Raw genomic sequence first — 16,097 nt, forward strand, 5'->3', positions numbered from 1 at the left:
GAATAATGTCCGCAGGCATAGGAAATATGACTTTGTGAATCAAGTTATATGTTTTAGAGCATTTCCAAACTGATCCACTGCCGGGGTGCCTGCGATGAATTCCATGAACACGAACTACTCCATCCGCGACGAAATCCGCGATTTCTGGTCGGAACGGGCCGATACCTTCGACCAGAGCGTCGGCCATGAAATCTTCTCCGAAGCGGAGCGGAAGGGCTGGCAGCGGCTGATCAGAAAACATCTCGGCGAGGGGCAGGGACGCCCGCTGCTCGATCTCGCCTGCGGCACCGCCGTCATTTCGCATCTGATGCATGATGTCGGCTTCAAGGTCACCGGGCTCGACTGGTCGGATGCGATGCTGGCGCAGGCGCGTGCCAAGGCGAAGAAGCGCGGCACCGATATCCGCTTCGTTTCCGGCGATGCTGAAAACACCATGGAGCCGAAGGACAGCTACGACGCCATCACCAACCGGCATCTCGTCTGGACGCTGGTGGACCCGGCTTCGGCCTTCAAGGAGTGGTTTTCGGTGCTGAAGCCGGGCGGCAAGGTGCTGATCGTCGACGGCAATATGGGCCGGGAAACCTGGGTCAAGAGCCTGCAGAAGTTTTGGACGAAGGTGACGGGCAAGCCGGCGGCAAGCCACATGTCACCTGAAATGATGGCGCGGCACCAGAGCATCCGCTCCCGCGTGCATTTTGCCAACGAGATGCCGGCCGAAGCGATCGTCGATCTTCTCCGCAAGGCTGGTTTTGTCGACATCGTGGTCGATCGCAAGCTTGGCGACATTCATTGGGCGCAGGCGCGCAAGATGCCGTTCCTGCGCGGGCTGGAGCGGATGGTGCAGGAGCGGTTTGCGATTTGTGCGCGTAAGCCGGGGTGATGGCAAAGACCCGTCCTGTGGTGGTAGCGTTCCCTATGTTCTACGCAGAAATTTAGCGCCGGGCGTCACCCCAACCACCCTCATTCCTGTGACGAGCACAGGAATGAGGGAGGGTGGGGTAGGTGTTCTCGCCAACTTGCACGCAGAGTTCGATTGCGGCCTGGCCCTTCGCTTGGGCTCAGGGCGTTCGACGCTGCGATCGATTCACTGGATCGATCGCTCCCGCGTCGCGGGACCGCGTCTCACCCCCCCGTGACACTCATATGCCGGGCCACGGCCGGCCTGTTATGCGTGCGATCGATGATGAAGTCGTGGCCCTTTGGTTTGCGGGTGATGGCTTCGTCAATGGCAGTATGGAGGAGGGCGTCGTCTTCGGTGGCGCGCAGGGCGGAACGCAGGTCGGCGGCGTCGTTCTGGCCGAGGCACATATAGAGCGTGCCGGTGCAGGTGAGGCGGACGCGGTTGCAGCTCTCGCAGAAATTATGGGTCATCGGCGTAATGAAGCCGAGGCGGCCGCCGGTTTCGGTGACCCTGACATAACGGGCCGGGCCGCCGGTCTGGTAATCGATATCCGTGAGGGTGAACTGTTTCTCCAGATCGGCGCGCAGCTCGGAGAGCGGCAGGTACTGGTCGGTACGGTCTTCTTCGATCTCGCCCATCGGCATGGTTTCGATGACGGTCAAGTCCATGCCGCGGCCATGGGCGAAGCGCAGGAGGTCGGGCATCTCGGCGTCATTGAAATCCTTCAGCGCCACGGCATTGAGCTTGATCTTCAGCCCGGCTTTTTGCGCGGCGTCGATGCCTTCCATGACCTTGGCGAAATCGCCCCAGCGGGTGATCTTGCGGAACTTGTCGGGATCGAGCGTATCGAGCGAGACGTTGATGCGGCGCACGCCGCAATCATAGAGTTCCTCGGCATGGCGGGCGAGCTGCGACCCGTTGGTCGTCAGCGTCAGCTCGTCGAGGCCGGCGCCGATCTTTTCGCCGAGCTGGCGGACCAGATACATGATGTTCTTGCGCACCAGCGGCTCGCCGCCGGTCAGCCTGATTTTGCGTACGCCCTTGGCGATGAAGGCGGAACAGAGCCGGTCGAGCTCTTCCAGCGTCAACAGTTCCTTCTTCGGCAGGAAGGTCATGTTTTCGGCCATGCAATAGGTGCAGCGGAAATCGCAGCGGTCGGTGACGGAGACGCGGAGATAGGTGACGGCCCGGCCGAAGGGGTCGATCATCGGATGCGCATCCGCCGCCAGTGGCGATGCAGCGCCTATCGTTCCAACTCTGGTGTTCACCTGTATCTCCGTGCTCTCTTCAATGTGGGCATATGCTATTGTCGCGTCAAGGGAAACAGGCTGCGCGCGCATTCCAATTTCAGCTTGCGCTGAAAAAGATCAGCGCCTACTCCTCGCATGAGAAGAGGACAAAATGATGAGCGATATCTGGCCGAGCGAACTCCGCGTCTCGAAAGACAGGCAGCGGCTGGTGGTGACCTTCAACGACGGCCAGAGTTATGACCTTTCGGCTGAGATGCTGCGCGTGCTGTCGCCCTCGGCCGAAGTGCAGGGGCATGGACCGGGGCAGAAGGTGACGGTGCCGGGCAAGCGCAATGTCGCGATCATTTCGATGATGCCGACCGGCAATTACGCGGTCAGGATCGGCTTCGACGACATGCACGATACCGGCATCTACACCTGGACCTATCTGCGCGAACTCGGCGAACGAGGCGCTGAGCTTTTTTCTGCCTATGAGGACGAGCTCAGGGGAAAGGGCATGAGCCGCGACACGGCGGAAAAGCCGCGCTGACTTCACGCTGAAATTTTATAAATATCGGGGGCGATATGACGAAAACCGGAAAAAACTGGCTGCGCGCCAAGGGGAGCGCCAGCGGCAGCAAGGTGACCTTCCTCGAGCTGTTCTTCGACCTGGTCTTCGTCTTTTCGATCTCGCAGCTTTCGCACGCGCTCGCCGCCCACTATACGCCGCTCGGTGCTGTAGAAGCGGCGCTGATGACCTTTGCCGTCTGGTGGGTGTGGATCTTCACCACCTGGGTGACGAACTGGCTCGATCCCGACAAGATGCCGGTGCGCGGCATGCTGGTGGCGCTGATGATGCTCGGGCTGCTGTTGTCGGCCTCCATTCCCGAGGCCTTCGGCGACAAGGGGCTGCTGTTTGCCGGCGCCTATGTGGCGATGCAGGTCGGGCGTTCGCTGTTTGCGACCTATGCGATGACGCGCGTCGACCGCGCCAATACGCTGAATTTCATCCGCATCACCACATGGCTCGTGGTGGCCGGCGTCTTCTGGATTGCCGGCGGGCTGCTCGAGCATGAGGCCCGACTGATCGCCTGGGTGATCGCGCTCGCCATCGAATATGCGGGGCCGGCTGCCGGTTTTGCCGTGCCCGGGCTCGGGCGCTCGAGGCCAAGCGACTGGGATGTTTCCGGCGCGCATATGGCCGAGCGCTGCGCGCTCTTCGTCATCATCTGCCTCGGCGAGGCGATCCTTGTTTCCGGCCGCACCTTTTCGGAGCTGCCGGTTTCGGGACTGACCGGCATCGTCTTCGTCACCGGTTTCGTCGGCACGGTCGCCATGTGGTGGCTGTATTTTCGCTTCGGCCACCAGCGCGCCGCCCACCGCATCGAACATGAGGCAACGCCGGGGAGCTTAGCGCGGCAGGCCTTCACCTATGGTCATATCCCGATTCTCGCCGGCATCATCGTGCATGCGGTGGCGGTCGAATTCATGTTCTCGCATCCGCACGAGACCGGCGATCTCGGCATTGCCGCGGCGGTGCTCGGCGGCTCCGGCCTGTTCCTGATCGGCAATCTCTGGTTCAAGGGCGCGACCAGCGGCCAGCTGCCGCTGTCGCATCTCGCCGGCCTCGTTTTGCTGATCCTGTTCGCCTTCGCGGCGCCCTTCATCCAGATCTATCTGCTGGGCATTCTGGCGACGCTGGTGCTGATCATCGTCGCCGCCTGGGAATACCGCTCGCTGACGGGTACGGCGGCAGCTCCGACGCTGCATTAATCATCGTCGCGCAGATCCTCGAGCAGTGTCGCGATGATGCGCTCCATCGAGGTGGCGGTCGCCATGCATTGTTCGATCGGCTCGTCGGAGAGCGTGCGTTCGATGAGATCAGTCTGGATCGCCATCGCCGCCTCGGTCAGCCTGCGGCCTTCGCCGGTGAGATAGAGGCGCAGCACGCGCTTGTCGCGTGCGTCGCCGCGCCGCTCGATCAGCCGACGTTTTTCCATCTGCGGCAGCAGCATGCTCATATTGGAGCGGCCGACCAGCAGCTTGCGCGCCAGCTCCTGCTGCGAGATGCCTTCGAAACGATAGAGGTTGACGAGAATGTCGAGGTGCGGCGGCTTGATGTCGAGATCGGCAAGCGAGCGCGTCAGCGACTGCTGCATCAGCTGGCAGGCGCGCGCCACCGCAATCCAGCTGCGAAAACGCGGATGATCCCAGGGAAGGGATTGATTTTTGTTCATCGTTGTACTTTATTGTTCAGTGCTGAACAGTCTTGGATTCTCACTATGGCAAATTTTGCGCTTGAGGTCACCCGCCTCGGCTTTTCGGTTCTGCAGGCGATTTCGGCTGATCTGGCGGGCAGGGCGGCATTCCAGCTGTTCTGCCGAACGCCATCGCCGCGGCCGAAGGGAGTGAAAGCGAAGGCGGCGCATGCCGCCGGCGCAGCCCGGCTTGCCGGCGCCGAGCGCTTCACCCTCAGGCTTGCCGGCGGCGCCAAGGCCCATGCCTATCGGCTGAACGGCGGCGCGATCGGCCAGCGCAAGCGCTATCTCGTCACGCATGGCTGGGGCTCGAGCGCCGTCTACATGGCCGAGCTGATTTCGATGCTTTCGGCAACGGGTGCCGAGGTGGTGGCGCTCGATTTTCCCGGCCACGGGCGGGCGGGCGGACGCTTCCTGCATATGGGGCTTGCGGTCGGGGCGATTGCGGCGGCCGAGCAGCGCTTCGGTGCATTCGATGCGGTCATCGGCCATTCCTTCGGCGGGGCGGCGCTGATGGTCTCGGCGGCGGGGCTGCTGCCCGGCGTGCCGCCTGTCACCTCAGAGCGACTGGTGCTGATCGGCGCGCCGAGCGAAATGGCCTGGCTGTTTGCCGATTTCGGCAGGATGATGGGCCTTCGCCCTGCCGCGCAGGCGGCGCTGGAGAAGAAAGTTCATCGGGTCACCGGTCGGAGACTCGAGGAGTTCGACGCCGGCAAAACCGCCGGCGCGATCGGCCGGCCGGTGCTGGTCATTCATGCCGAGGACGATAAGGAGGTGTCGCCGGCCCATGCCAGGCGTTATGGTGCGGCGGGTCCGCGCGTGCGGCTGTTGTGGGCGAACGGCTTCGGCCACCGGCGCATCGTCGCGGCGGCCCCCGTGCTCGGCGCGATCGCGGCATTTCTCGAAGGCGGCGTGGACGTGGAAGCCGGCGAAAGCATCAAAAAAGATGCTGCAATCATTCCGCTTTTTGAGCTTCCGGCAAGGCGCGCGGCATTGTAGCGTCCGTCCCGATATCAAGCCGCGGCGGGACGCCTCATGAAAATCATCAGCAGCATCGAAGAGCTCAATACGATCTATGGCGCCGGGCTGTCGCCGGCCTCCCTCACCAAGGTGACCAAACAATTGACCCCGCTCTATCGTGAGATGATCGAGATATCGCCTTTTGCCGCATTGGCGACCGTCGGGCCCGAGGGGCTCGACTGTTCGCCGCGCGGCGATCTCGGCGGGGGTGGTGCGCGTCGTCGACGACGAAACGCTGCATCTGCCGGACTGGCGCGGCAACAACCGCGTCGATTCACTCTCCAACATCGTACGCGATCCCAGGCTTGCGCTGATGTTCCTGATCCCCGGCTCGAACACGACGATGCGCATCAACGGCCGCGGCGTCGTCTCGGACGACGAGGCGCTGCTTTCGAGTTTCGAGATGGACGGCAAACATCCGCGCACCGTCGTGGTGATTTCGATCGACGAGGTCTATTTCCAATGCGCGCGGGCGGTGATGCGGGCAGAGCTGTGGAATGCGGAACGCTTCGCCGATCCGGCAGGCCTGCCGACGCCGGGACAGATGCTGAAGGCCGCCGTCGGCGATTTCGATCAGGAGACCTACGACCGGGAATGGCCCGGACGCGCGGCGAAGACGATGTGGTAAAACCGCCCGTGGCGCGGAATTGCCTCAGCTCTTGTAGATCAGCCAGCTTTTGGTGAAATCCTTCTGCATGCCGTCCTGATAGAGGATGGTGCAGTTGCGGCCGGCATTCTTGGCGCCGTAAAGGGCGATGTCGGTCTTGCTGTAGAGTTCGCCGGCATCTTCGGCGCTGGAGGCCATGCAGATGCCGATCGAGACGGTGATCGGGCCGTAGTTCACCCGCGTGCGGGAATTCTTGAACGGGGTTGTTTCCAGCGTGCGGCGGATGCGTTCGGCGATCGCCGTGACTTCCTCCGGTGTATTGCCGTCGATGATGAGGGCGAATTCCTCGCCGCCGGCGCGGGCGACGAAGACGTCGCGCCGGACGTTGCTGCGGATGACGGAGGCGACGGTGGCGAGGATCTTGTCGCCGACCGGATGGCCGTAAGTATCGTTGATCTTCTTGAAGTTGTCGATGTCGGCGAGCAGCAGCGCCGTTACCGGCCGCATGCCCGGATTGTTGAAGACGGCGGCAAGGCGCTCGTCGAAGGCGCGGCGGTTGGAAAGGCGCGTCAGCGAATCGGTGTTGGCGATGCGCTTGTATTCGTCGAGTTCCTTGCGGACCTGGTCCATCTCCTGCGAGCGCTGGACGACGTCCTCGACGGTGCGTTCGCCATGCGCCATGGTGTCGCCGGTCGCCTGGCTCAAAAGTTCGATGGCGTTTTCGATCAGCTCGACGCTGGCATTGCTCTTCGAGGTGATGCGCTTATGCGTCTCGCCGAGCAGTCTTGTGTAGCTTTCCAGCGAGCTCTGCTCCTGTCTCAGGACCCGCAGCAGGCCATCCAGTTCGCCTGATATGCGGCTATGAGCGTCGTCGACGACACGGGCCGGATTGCTGGTGAAATATTGCGCCCCGAGCGCGTCGAGTTCGGCTTGCGTCGCCTGGGCACCGAGTGCGGCGAGCTCGCGGGTGAGCGCCGGATTCGAGCCGATATAGGCTTCGTAGAAGAGTTCGTAATTGCGCGGTATCGGCGCAACGCCCATCGAGCGCATGGCATAGGTGATCTGGCCCGCGACATCGGGAACCTGCACCTTGGGCGCGACAGCCGTATTCATCCGGCGATACTCCTCATATATTCGAAGGCAATATTTTAGTTGTTAGCTTAAATTCCTTGGGAAAAGATTAAAGCGACATATACCAAAGATTACATAAGACAACTTCGCAAGTCGGCAATACTTCAATCAGGCCTATGATTTTCCACCGGAAAACGTATTTTTAGCGGGACAATGCATGCCCGCTGAACGGGAACGTATGTCTGAAAAACTTACAGTTCTTCTCTGTGTTTGGGACGTATTTATCTTGTCGACATTTGGCTTTGGCCGTCAGGTATTTCAGAATGGGTATTTTGCAACGATACTTCCCGAGCGCGGCCCGGTCGCAGCCTGCAAATTCAGGCGTGAAATCATGGAATCGTCTCGCCATATTTCTTTCGCGATCCTCACCATCGCCGTCATGACCGTAAGCGCCTTGCTGCTGGAGCATAGCGGCGTCCTCGCCCGCGCTTTCCGGACGGAAATCCTGGCGAGGGTCGATGACGGTGACGTGGTGAAGGCGGCGGATATTTCGAACGCAGCGCTGCGGTAGAAAATCGGCCGGGTTTCGGATGGCGCCTGCCAATTACCCCAGGTTCAATTCCTGGAAGAAGTCATTGCCCTTGTCGTCGATGACAATGAAGGCGGGGAAGTCTTCGACCTCGATCTTCCAGACCGCTTCCATGCCGAGTTCGGGATATTCCAACACTTCGACCTTGCGGATACAGTCCTGGGCGAGACGGGCGGCGGGTCCGCCGATCGAACCGAGGTAGAAGCCGCCATGTTTCTTGCAGGCCTCGCGCACGGCGCGCGAACGGTTGCCCTTGGCGAGCATCACCATCGAACCGCCGAAGGACTGGAACTGGTCGACGTAACTATCCATGCGGCCGGCGGTCGTCGGGCCGAAGGAGCCGGAGGCGTAACCGGCCGGCGTCTTGGCGGGACCGGCGTAATAGACCGGGTGGTTTTTGAGGTATTCGGGCATGCCTTCGCCTTTTTCCAGCCGCTCGCGGATCTTGGCATGGGCAAGATCGCGGGCGACGATGATGGTGCCGGTCAGCGACAGGCGCGTCTTGACCGGATGCCTCGACAGCTCGGCAAGCACTTCGGCAATCGGCTGGTTGAGATCGATATGGACGGTCGACTCCGACAGTTTCGCCTCGTCGATCTCGGGCAGGTATTTCGACGGATCGCTTTCCAACTGCTCGATGAAGATGCCGTCGCGGGTGATCTTGCCCTTGGCCTGGCGGTCGGCGGAACAGGAGACGCCGAGGCCGATCGGCAGCGAGGCGCCGTGGCGGGGCAGGCGGATGACACGCACATCGTGACAGAAATACTTGCCGCCGAACTGGGCGCCGACGCCCATCTGCTGCGTCAGCTTGTGGATTTCCTTCTCCATCTCGATGTCGCGGAAGGCGTGGCCGCTCTCGGACCCTTCGGTCGGCAGCTCGTCGAGATAGCGGGTCGAGGCGAGCTTCACGGTTTTCAGGTTCATCTCGGCCGAGGTGCCGCCGATGACGATCGCCAGATGGTAGGGCGGACAGGCCGCCGTCCCCAACGTCAGGATCTTCTCCTTAAGGAAGTCGATCATCCGGTCGTGGGTCAGCAACGAAGGCGTGCCCTGATAGAGAAAGGTCTTGTTGGCCGAGCCGCCGCCCTTGGCGACGAAGAGGAATTCGTAGTCGTCGGTACCTTCCTCATAGATGTCGATCTGGGCCGGCAGGTTGTTCTTGGTATTCTTCTCTTCGAACATTTTGACCGGCGCCAGCTGGGAGTAACGCAGGTTCTTCTTCTCATAGGCATCCATGACGCCGCGGGCAAGCGCTGCCGTATCGCCGCCCTCGGTCCAGACCCGGCGGCCCTTCTTGCCCATGATGATCGCCGTGCCGGTATCCTGGCACATGGGCAGCACGCCGCCGGCGGCGATATTGGCGTTCTTCAGCAGGTCGTAGGCGACGAAGCGGTCATTGTCCGTTGCCTCGGGGTCATCGAGGATCGAGGCGAGCTGCTTCAGGTGGCCGGGGCGCAGCAGGTGGTTGATATCGACAAAGGCAGCTTCGGCAAGCAGGCGGATGCCTTCCGGCTCGACGGTCAGGATTTCCTGGCCCTTGAACGTGTCGACCGAGACGTGGTCATCGCTGATCTTGCGATAGGGGGTGTTGTCCTTGCCGAGCGGGAAGAGATCGTCAGCCATCGAAGTGACCTTTCTGGTGGGCGTGCGTCGCTAAATTGGAACCCGTCTAAATCCGGAGCGCAGTAAATGCAATCTGGATGCGGCGGAGTCTGGAGTTGGAGCTATGTCCGTGCCCCATTTTGCTGTCGCACGTCACACGCATTAGACGAGTGACGGAACGGTGATATCGACATTTGTCGCGAATGGACGACTTCAGGTTGCCTTCAGTTCAAGCCCAGTTCATATTCCCGGCACCGTTAACCTGCCGGGGCTTTCAATGACAAATGCCAGGCCAACTGCTGTCGACGACCTTCTCGTTTTTTTCGAAGACAATTGGATCCGTGGGGATCTGCTGCGCCTCGCCAGCGATCCCGAGGGAGCGGATATGTATGCTCGCTTCGTCAATGGCGTCCGTATCGACGCCAAACATGGGCCTGACCACGAAACGATCATTCAGGGCAGGTACGGCACCTTCAAAGTGAAACCTGACGGCCACTTCACATATGAGCTGGATTACACGCTCGACGTGGTGAAGAATTTGGGGAAGTACGATCAGCTCATTGAAAAGCTGAGCTACAAGATGTCCGACGGCTCGGGAGGCACGGACCTCGGCGTGCTGACCCTTGCGATCGACGGCGTCAGTGAAGGCGAAAAATACCACGAAGTCCTGGATTTCGATGATATGGGCGTCTTATCGAGGGCGGATAATTTCTCTCTCCCCAATTACCGGGGCTTTGCGCTCTCCGTGAACGGCAGCCACGACGTCACGCTTTTGAACGGCATCGTCTATGATACCATCCCGGGTGTCGACGCCATTACCGAGGATGGCTTTAGCGATACCGTTCTATCGCCAGGTTCTGCGCCGGTCAGCTTGAAACTGCTCGATGGCGGGGAGTTCACCTTTCAGAGCGTTTCGATCGCTGAATTGTCGGCAGCGCCCTTTCACCTGACGCTCACCGCCCTGAACGACGGCCAGATTGTCTATCAGCAGGAGCTTGAGGTCACCGGTCCCAGTCTCGAGGTCAAGCTCGAAGACATCGAAGAAATCCGTTTCGACTTCATGGGTAATTCTGTCGTGATGGACAATTTTTCGTTGTTGGTTTGAGGCTTGTCTGATGTGCCGTGTGGTGTGCCCCTCACCCTAACCCTCTCCCCGTAAAAAACGGGGCGAGGGGACGTGCCCTGCGAGAGGTTGGTGAGGGACGGAGAGGTTGCGGCTATCTCCCTTCGCCCCGTTTACGGGGAGAAGGTGCCGGCAGGCGGATGAGGGGCTGCGTATCGCGGCTCTTTTACTTCGGCCCGATCATAGTCTCCGGGCGCACGATGGCGTCATACTCCTCCGACGTCACCAGGCCGCTAGCGAGCGCCTCTTCCTTCAGCGTCGTACCGTTCTTGTGGGCTGTTTTGGCGATCTTGGCGGCGGCGTCGTAGCCGATCTTGGGGGCAAGCGCCGTGACCAGCATCAGCGAGCGTTCGAGGCCGGCCTTGATGTTGTCTTCGCGTGCCTCGATGCCGACGACGCAGTTGTCGGTGAAGGAGACGGCGGCGTCGGCGAGCAGCTGCACCGACTGCAGGAAATTATAGGCCATCATCGGATTGTAGACGTTGAGCTCGAAATGGCCCTGGCTGTCGGCGAAGGTGAGGGCTGCATGATTGCCGAAGATGTGGATGCAGACCTGCGTCAGCGCCTCACACTGGGTCGGGTTGACCTTGCCGGGCATGATCGAGGAGCCGGGCTCGTTTTCCGGCAGCGCCAGCTCGCCGAGGCCGGCGCGCGGGCCGGAGCCGAGCAGGCGGATATCATTGGCGATCTTGAAGAGCGCGGCCGCCGCCGCGTTGATGGCGCCATGGGAAAACACCATCGAGTCATGCGAGGCGAGGGCCTCGAACTTGTTCGGCGCGGTGACGAAGGGCATGGCTGTTATGGCGGCGATCTCTTCGGCGACCTTTTCGGCAAAGCCGACCGGCGCATTGAGGCCGGTGCCGACGGCAGTGCCGCCCTGGGCGAGTTCGCAGAGGCCGGGCAGGGTCATTTCGATGCGCTTGATGGCCGAGCCGACCTGGGCGGCATAACCCGAAAATTCCTGGCCGAGCGTCAGCGGCGTCGCATCCTGGGTGTGGGTGCGGCCGATCTTGATGATGTGGCTGAATTCGATAACCTTCATGTCGAGGGCGGCATGCAGGTGTTTGAGGGCCGGCAGCAGGTGATGAGCGATCCGTTCGGCGCAGGCGATGTGCATCGCCGTCGGGTAGGTGTCGTTCGACGACTGGCTCATATTGACGTGATCGTTCGGATGCACCGGCTTCTTGGAACCCATGACGCCGCCGAGCATTTCTATAGCGCGATTGGAGATCACTTCATTGGCATTCATGTTGGACTGCGTACCCGAACCGGTCTGCCAGACGACAAGCGGAAAATGCTCGTCGAGCTTGCCGTCGATTACTTCCTGGGCGGCATCGATGATGGCTTGGCCGAGAGCGGGGTCGAGCTGGCCGAGCGAGATGTTGGCGCGGGCGGCCGCCTGTTTGACGATGCCGAGTGCGCGCACGATCGAAAGCGGTTGTTTTTCCCAACCGATCTTGAAATTGCCGAGCGAACGTTCGGCTTGGGCGCCCCAATATCGGTCGGCGGCGACGTCGATCGGGCCAAAAGTATCGGTTTCGGTGCGGGTTGCGGTCATCGGCCTTGCCTTCCCTTTACATGCTGTTTTCGGTCATCTTCAAAGGATGAGGTCTTATAGGTGGGAAAGCCCAACAAGAAAACCGGACGCCCTGCGAAATATTGAAATCGGAAGTCATGTTTACGCCGGTTGTGGGGCGTGCTTTTTAGGCCACTTTGAAAATTTTATGCGTCCGGGCGTTTTCGCCGTACTGGTCTGGCGACAAAAATTGAGTAAAAAATTAACTAATAATTTCATAATTTTGTGTGAACTACTGCGCGGCGCCGTGCAGGATTCCCGTCACACAAAATTGAGTCCGCCGGCGCTGGCGGCGCAGGCCGGTTTCTGATCAATGAGCCGGACGCTGAGTATCGCGGGATTTGAGCTGAGAACAGCATGACACCGGGACTGGAAGATATATGACGTTCGTTTTGAAAAGCGCGGCATCCGCATTGGCAATTTCCTGCGGCGTGGCGGTTATGAGTGCCGCACCCGCGCATGCTTATACATTGATGGACATGCTGCGCGGCGACAGGCAGCGGAGCCAAAGCACCATCTTCATGGACCAGGCGCCCGGCCGTCCGGTGCCGCGCAACGGCGTCGGCGGCTCGCTCGGCGGGCTCGATCCGGAAGCGCCGCTACCGAAGGTGAGCGGCCCGCGTTACTACACTTATAAAGCCGAAACGCTGCAGTTCGTCGATACCGGCAAGTTTGCCGATCCGGTTGTCACCGGCGCAGTCGCCGATGTTTCGGCGAGCGGCGATGCCAGCGCCGAACCCGCCGTGCAGCGCCGTTTCCTGGCTCAGGCCAAGGTGCGCGCCAATGCTGATGTCGCCAAGGCGCTCGAAGCCTATTACGGAGACAGCCGCAATCCGCTCGTCTGGGTCGAGGGCAACCAGATCAACGACCGCGCCAAGTCGGCCATGACGGCCCTTGGCGATGCGGCTTCCGTCGGTCTCGACCCGGCGGATTACACCGTCCAGATGCCGGCGATCGACCCGGCCAATCCCGATCCGGCCTTCCGTGACCGGGCGCTGACGCAGTTCGAGCTCGAGCTCTCCGCCAAAGTGCTGGCTTTCGTGCAGGACACCGTGCGTGGCCGCATCGATCCGAATAAAATTTCCGGCTATCACGACTTCCAGCGCAAGGCCGTCAATCTGGCGCCGGTGCTGAAGCTTGCCCGCATGAGCCCCGATGTCGGCGCCTACATCGCCAACCGTTCGCCCGATGGTCCGCAGTTCGAGGCGCTGAAGTCGGAGCTTGCCAAGCTTCGCGCCGCCGACGGCGGCAATGAGGAGCAAATCGTCGTCTCGCTCGACAAGCTGCTGAAGCCCGGCGACAGCTCGCCGGAGATCGCCAATATCGTCAAGGCGATCGGTAAGCATGGGTCCGAAACGCTGAAGACCGATCACGCCGCAACGCTTGCCGCTTACGCAGGCAGCATCGACTATTCGCCAGAAATCGTCTCGCTCGTCGAGGATTTCCAGAAGGAGCGCGGACTGAAGGCCGATGGCGTCATCGGCCAGGCGACCGTGCGCGCGATGACCGGCGGCGATACCAATGCCTCGAAGATCGACAAGCTCGTCGTCGCCATGGAACAGGCGCGATGGCTGCCGGAAGATCTCGGTTCCCGTTACGTCATGATCAACCAGCCGGCCTACATGGTCTATTACCACAATGACGGCAAGGAACAGCTGTCGATGCGCGTCGTGGTCGGCGGCAAGAACAATCAGACCTATTTCTTCGACGACGAGATCGAGACGGTGGAGTTCAACCCGTTCTGGGGCGTGCCGCAGTCGATCATCATCAACGAGATGCTGCCGAAGCTGCGTTCGGATCCGAATTATCTCGACCAGCTCGGCTATGAGGTCGAGGTGAACGGCCATGCCGTCGCTTCGTCGAGTGTCGATTGGTACGGCTCGACCGATAACGTCTCGGTGCGCCAGCCGCCGAGCAGCGACAATGCGCTCGGCGAGCTGAAGATCCTGTTCCCCAACAGCCACGCGATCTACATGCACGACACGCCGTCGAAGAGCTTCTTCAAGCGCGATATGCGGGCTCTGAGCCACGGCTGCGTACGTCTTGCCAATCCGCGTGCGATGGCAGCCGCCGTGCTCGGCACGACGGTCGACGAGGTCGCCAAGCAGATCGCCACCGGGCAGAATCATGCGGTGAAGGTGCCGCAGAGGATTCCGGTCTACGTTTCCTATTTCACCGCCTGGCCGAACAAGGACGGCGTGGTGGAATATTTCGATGACGTCTATGGCCGCGACGCCTATGTCGAGAAGGCCTTCGATGCGACGACAAAGGCGCGTGGCGCGCAGATCTGATATCGGATTTGATGGTTATGCGGGCGGGCGGTCTTCGGGCCGCCCGTTTTGTTTTGGGGTGGCTTTTAAAAATAAGGAATGACGAGAGTGTGTGCCGTGTGGCACCCCAGCAAAGGAGAGGTGGGCAAATCGCCTCAAACCGCGACCTTCGCCGCAAATTCCCGCAGCAGCCTCTCCACCAGTTCGGGCGTCAGCTCATCGTAATGGGTGATAATCATATCCGGGTCGAGGTTTGAGACCGGCACATCCGAATAGCCAAAAGGCACGGCAATCGACGGCACTCCGGCATTTCTGGCGACGGCGATGTCGTTGATGCTGTCGCCGATCATCACCGTGCGGGCGATGTCGCCGCCGGCGCGGTCGATGGTGCCGGTCAAGTGGCGGGCGTCGGGCTTGCGTACGGCGAAGCTGTCGCCGCCGGTGACGGCGGCGAAATAGCCGGTGAGATCGAGCTTGTCGAGCAGGGCGAGCGCCAGGCTCTCCATCTTGTTGGTGCAGACCGCGAGGCGGTAACCGGCAGATTGAAGCCGGTCCATCGCTGTGACGAGGCCGGGATATGGTTCGGTACGGCCGGGCATGTTGGCGGCATAATGGGCGACGAAGCGCTCGACTAGCGGCGGCAGGGCGTCGCTTTCGAGCGGATGGCCGCGCAGACGGCAGGCGCGCTCGATCATCACGCGCGCGCCGTGGCCGACGAGATGGGTAAGGTCGTCATAGCTGACCGGTTCGAGGCCAAGGGCTGCGATCGTATGGTTCAGGCTCTCGACCAGATCGGTATGGGTGTCGAGAAGGGTACCGTCGAGATCGAAGACGATGAGTGCCGGGCGAGCGTGAGAAGGGGTCAAGGCTTTATCTCTTTGCGCAATGGGTCGTTCTGAAGCGACGGGTGGTCATCGGTGGAACGAATGTCGTTTCAAGGCGAACGACAGGTCGCCCGCCGGAACGATGGCTGGGTCCTGAGGTAGGCGATCGCGCGGCGGAAAGCAACGCCGGGGGCTTGCCGGGAAGGCCGCAGGCATTTGTTTCGGCTTTTCATTTTCCGTGATGATTTTGACTTTCGTTTGCCAGGCGAGCCGTGTAAACAGCACATCGAACGCAATATCAGGAGCTGGCGGCGCATGGATGCCCGCGAAATGAAGATCAAGGCCGCCGCGGCCGCACTCGCCCATGTCGAAGACGGAATGCGGCTCGGCATCGGCACGGGCAGCACGGCGGAAGAATTCGTTCGTCTGTTGGCAGAGAAGGTCGCTGGCGGCTTCAGGGTCGAAGGCGTTCCGACGTCCGAACGGACGGCGCGGCTTTGCGTCGAACTCGGCGTGCCGCTGAAATCGCTTGACGAACTGCCGGCACTCGACCTGACGATCGACGGCGCCGACGAGGTCGATCCGGCGCTCCGATTGATCAAGGGCGGCGGCGGCGCATTGCTGCGTGAAAAGATCGTTGCGGCGGCTTCCGAGCGGATGATCGTCATTGCCGACGAGAGTAAGCTGGTCGACACGCTCGGCGCCTACGCGCTGCCGATCGAGGTCAACCCGTTCGGGCTGGTCTCGACACGGATCGCGATCGAGAAGGTCGCGGCCCGGCTCGGCCTGTCCGGTGGACTCAGCCTGCGCCAATCCGGTGACGGAGAGTTTACCACGGATGGCGGCCATCACATTATCGATGCATCTTTTGGCCGCATTCCTGATGCAGAGGCGCTTTCGAGCGAGCTGAATTCCATACCCGGCGTCGTCGAACACGGGCTCTTTATCAATATGGCGGCACTTGCGATCATTGCCGGTCCTGCGGGTGCGCGCACGCTGCAGGCAAACAGATAACAGGAGCATACAC

Annotated in this window: 14 protein-coding genes and 1 pseudogene; 9 read left to right on the plus strand and 6 right to left on the minus strand. The window is 61.1% G+C overall.

What is annotated here, in order from left to right; all coding sequences use genetic code 11:
* Window positions 1-94: 94 nt before the first annotated feature.
* Window positions 95-880 carry a class I SAM-dependent methyltransferase gene (locus FFM81_RS09340; RefSeq protein ID WP_138384205.1) on the plus strand — a complete coding sequence of 262 codons (786 nt, stop codon included), beginning with the start codon at window positions 95-97 and terminating at the stop codon, window positions 878-880.
* 242 nt (window positions 881-1,122) lie between these two features.
* On the opposite strand, the gene moaA is transcribed toward FFM81_RS09340, so the two are convergent.
* On the minus strand, window positions 1,123-2,169 hold the full coding sequence (moaA, locus tag FFM81_RS09345) for a GTP 3',8-cyclase MoaA (RefSeq protein WP_138384206.1): 1,047 nt from the start codon (window positions 2,167-2,169) through the stop codon (window positions 1,123-1,125).
* Between the two features lie 136 nt (window positions 2,170-2,305).
* On the opposite strand from moaA, the gene FFM81_RS09350 reads away from it, so the two are divergent.
* Window positions 2,306-2,680 (plus strand): gamma-butyrobetaine hydroxylase family protein, encoded by a 375-nt coding sequence (locus FFM81_RS09350; protein WP_037092429.1) that lies wholly within the window; start codon window positions 2,306-2,308, stop codon window positions 2,678-2,680.
* A gap of 35 nt (window positions 2,681-2,715) precedes the next feature.
* A complete protein-coding gene (locus FFM81_RS09355; RefSeq protein ID WP_128398514.1) occupies window positions 2,716-3,903 on the plus strand; it encodes a low temperature requirement protein A in 1,188 nt (395 codons plus the stop codon).
* Here the strand turns inward: FFM81_RS09355 and FFM81_RS09360 are convergent.
* Window positions 3,900-4,367 carry a MarR family winged helix-turn-helix transcriptional regulator gene (locus tag FFM81_RS09360; RefSeq protein WP_025416332.1) on the minus strand — a complete coding sequence of 156 codons (468 nt, stop codon included), beginning with the start codon at window positions 4,365-4,367 and terminating at the stop codon, window positions 3,900-3,902. The two genes, FFM81_RS09355 and FFM81_RS09360, sit on opposite strands and share 4 nt — an antisense overlap.
* Before the next feature lie 45 nt (window positions 4,368-4,412).
* On the opposite strand from FFM81_RS09360, the gene FFM81_RS09365 reads away from it, so the two are divergent.
* Together FFM81_RS09365 and FFM81_RS09370 are read left to right on the plus strand one after the other, a co-directional pair.
* Entirely contained in the window at window positions 4,413-5,387 is a 975-nt protein-coding gene (locus FFM81_RS09365) for an alpha/beta hydrolase (protein WP_173883770.1), read from the plus strand.
* Window positions 5,388-5,423: 36 nt separating this feature from the next.
* Window positions 5,424-6,036: pseudogene (locus tag FFM81_RS09370) on the plus strand (pyridoxamine 5'-phosphate oxidase family protein).
* Window positions 6,037-6,060: 24 nt separating this feature from the next.
* On the opposite strand, the gene FFM81_RS09375 reads toward FFM81_RS09370, so the two are convergent.
* The gene (locus FFM81_RS09375; protein WP_138384208.1) at window positions 6,061-7,128 is read right to left on the minus strand and encodes a GGDEF domain-containing protein; all 1,068 of its coding nucleotides are present in this window, start codon (window positions 7,126-7,128) and stop codon (window positions 6,061-6,063) included.
* A gap of 349 nt (window positions 7,129-7,477) precedes the next feature.
* On the opposite strand from FFM81_RS09375, the gene FFM81_RS09380 reads away from it, so the two are divergent.
* Window positions 7,478-7,657 (plus strand): hypothetical protein, encoded by a 180-nt coding sequence (locus FFM81_RS09380; RefSeq protein ID WP_138384384.1) that lies wholly within the window; start codon window positions 7,478-7,480, stop codon window positions 7,655-7,657.
* A gap of 33 nt (window positions 7,658-7,690) precedes the next feature.
* Here the strand turns inward: FFM81_RS09380 and FFM81_RS09385 are convergent, their stop codons facing one another.
* Window positions 7,691-9,298 (minus strand): fumarate hydratase, encoded by a 1,608-nt coding sequence (locus tag FFM81_RS09385; protein ID WP_025416327.1) that lies wholly within the window; start codon window positions 9,296-9,298, stop codon window positions 7,691-7,693.
* 256 nt (window positions 9,299-9,554) lie between these two features.
* Here FFM81_RS09385 and FFM81_RS09390 point away from each other — a divergent pair, with 256 nt between their 5' ends.
* Entirely contained in the window at window positions 9,555-10,382 is an 828-nt protein-coding gene (locus tag FFM81_RS09390) for an Ig-like domain-containing protein (protein ID WP_128398517.1), read from the plus strand.
* A gap of 184 nt (window positions 10,383-10,566) precedes the next feature.
* Here FFM81_RS09390 and fumC read toward each other — a convergent pair whose 3' ends face one another.
* Window positions 10,567-11,958, minus strand: coding sequence for a class II fumarate hydratase (gene fumC / locus FFM81_RS09395; RefSeq protein ID WP_003569085.1), 1,392 nt, complete (start codon window positions 11,956-11,958; stop codon window positions 10,567-10,569).
* 398 nt (window positions 11,959-12,356) lie between these two features.
* Here fumC and FFM81_RS09400 point away from each other — a divergent pair, with 398 nt between their 5' ends.
* Entirely contained in the window at window positions 12,357-14,267 is a 1,911-nt protein-coding gene (locus tag FFM81_RS09400; RefSeq protein ID WP_025416325.1) for a L,D-transpeptidase family protein, read from the plus strand.
* 134 nt (window positions 14,268-14,401) lie between these two features.
* Here FFM81_RS09400 and FFM81_RS09405 read toward each other — a convergent pair whose 3' ends face one another.
* Entirely contained in the window at window positions 14,402-15,112 is a 711-nt protein-coding gene (locus FFM81_RS09405) for an HAD family hydrolase (protein WP_138384209.1), read from the minus strand.
* 273 nt (window positions 15,113-15,385) lie between these two features.
* On the opposite strand from FFM81_RS09405, the gene rpiA reads away from it, so the two are divergent.
* Window positions 15,386-16,084, plus strand: coding sequence for a ribose-5-phosphate isomerase RpiA (gene rpiA, locus FFM81_RS09410; protein ID WP_003569081.1), 699 nt, complete (start codon window positions 15,386-15,388; stop codon window positions 16,082-16,084).
* Window positions 16,085-16,097 lie beyond the last annotated feature (13 nt).

It is taken from the genome of Rhizobium hidalgonense (genome assembly GCF_005862185.2).
GTDB lineage: Bacteria > Pseudomonadota > Alphaproteobacteria > Rhizobiales > Rhizobiaceae > Rhizobium > Rhizobium hidalgonense.

What these genes read in the sequence shown, in the direction of transcription:
- FFM81_RS09340 (WP_138384205.1), top strand. Translation starts at nt 95, where the DNA reads ATGAATTCCATGAACACGAACTACTCCATCCGCGACGAAATCCGCGAT.
- FFM81_RS09350 (WP_037092429.1), top strand. Translation starts at nt 2,306, where the DNA reads ATGAGCGATATCTGGCCGAGCGAACTCCGCGTCTCGAAAGACAGGCAG.
- FFM81_RS09355 (WP_128398514.1), top strand. Translation starts at nt 2,716, where the DNA reads ATGACGAAAACCGGAAAAAACTGGCTGCGCGCCAAGGGGAGCGCCAGC.
- FFM81_RS09360 (WP_025416332.1), bottom strand. Translation starts at nt 4,367, where the DNA reads ATGAACAAAAATCAATCCCTTCCCTGGGATCATCCGCGTTTTCGCAGC.
- FFM81_RS09365 (WP_173883770.1), top strand. Translation starts at nt 4,413, where the DNA reads ATGGCAAATTTTGCGCTTGAGGTCACCCGCCTCGGCTTTTCGGTTCTG.
- FFM81_RS09375 (WP_138384208.1), bottom strand. Translation starts at nt 7,128, where the DNA reads ATGAATACGGCTGTCGCGCCCAAGGTGCAGGTTCCCGATGTCGCGGGC.
- FFM81_RS09380 (WP_138384384.1), top strand. Translation starts at nt 7,478, where the DNA reads ATGGAATCGTCTCGCCATATTTCTTTCGCGATCCTCACCATCGCCGTC.
- FFM81_RS09385 (WP_025416327.1), bottom strand. Translation starts at nt 9,298, where the DNA reads ATGGCTGACGATCTCTTCCCGCTCGGCAAGGACAACACCCCCTATCGC.
- FFM81_RS09390 (WP_128398517.1), top strand. Translation starts at nt 9,555, where the DNA reads ATGACAAATGCCAGGCCAACTGCTGTCGACGACCTTCTCGTTTTTTTC.
- fumC (WP_003569085.1), bottom strand. Translation starts at nt 11,958, where the DNA reads ATGACCGCAACCCGCACCGAAACCGATACTTTTGGCCCGATCGACGTC.
- FFM81_RS09400 (WP_025416325.1), top strand. Translation starts at nt 12,357, where the DNA reads ATGACGTTCGTTTTGAAAAGCGCGGCATCCGCATTGGCAATTTCCTGC.
- rpiA (WP_003569081.1), top strand. Translation starts at nt 15,386, where the DNA reads ATGGATGCCCGCGAAATGAAGATCAAGGCCGCCGCGGCCGCACTCGCC.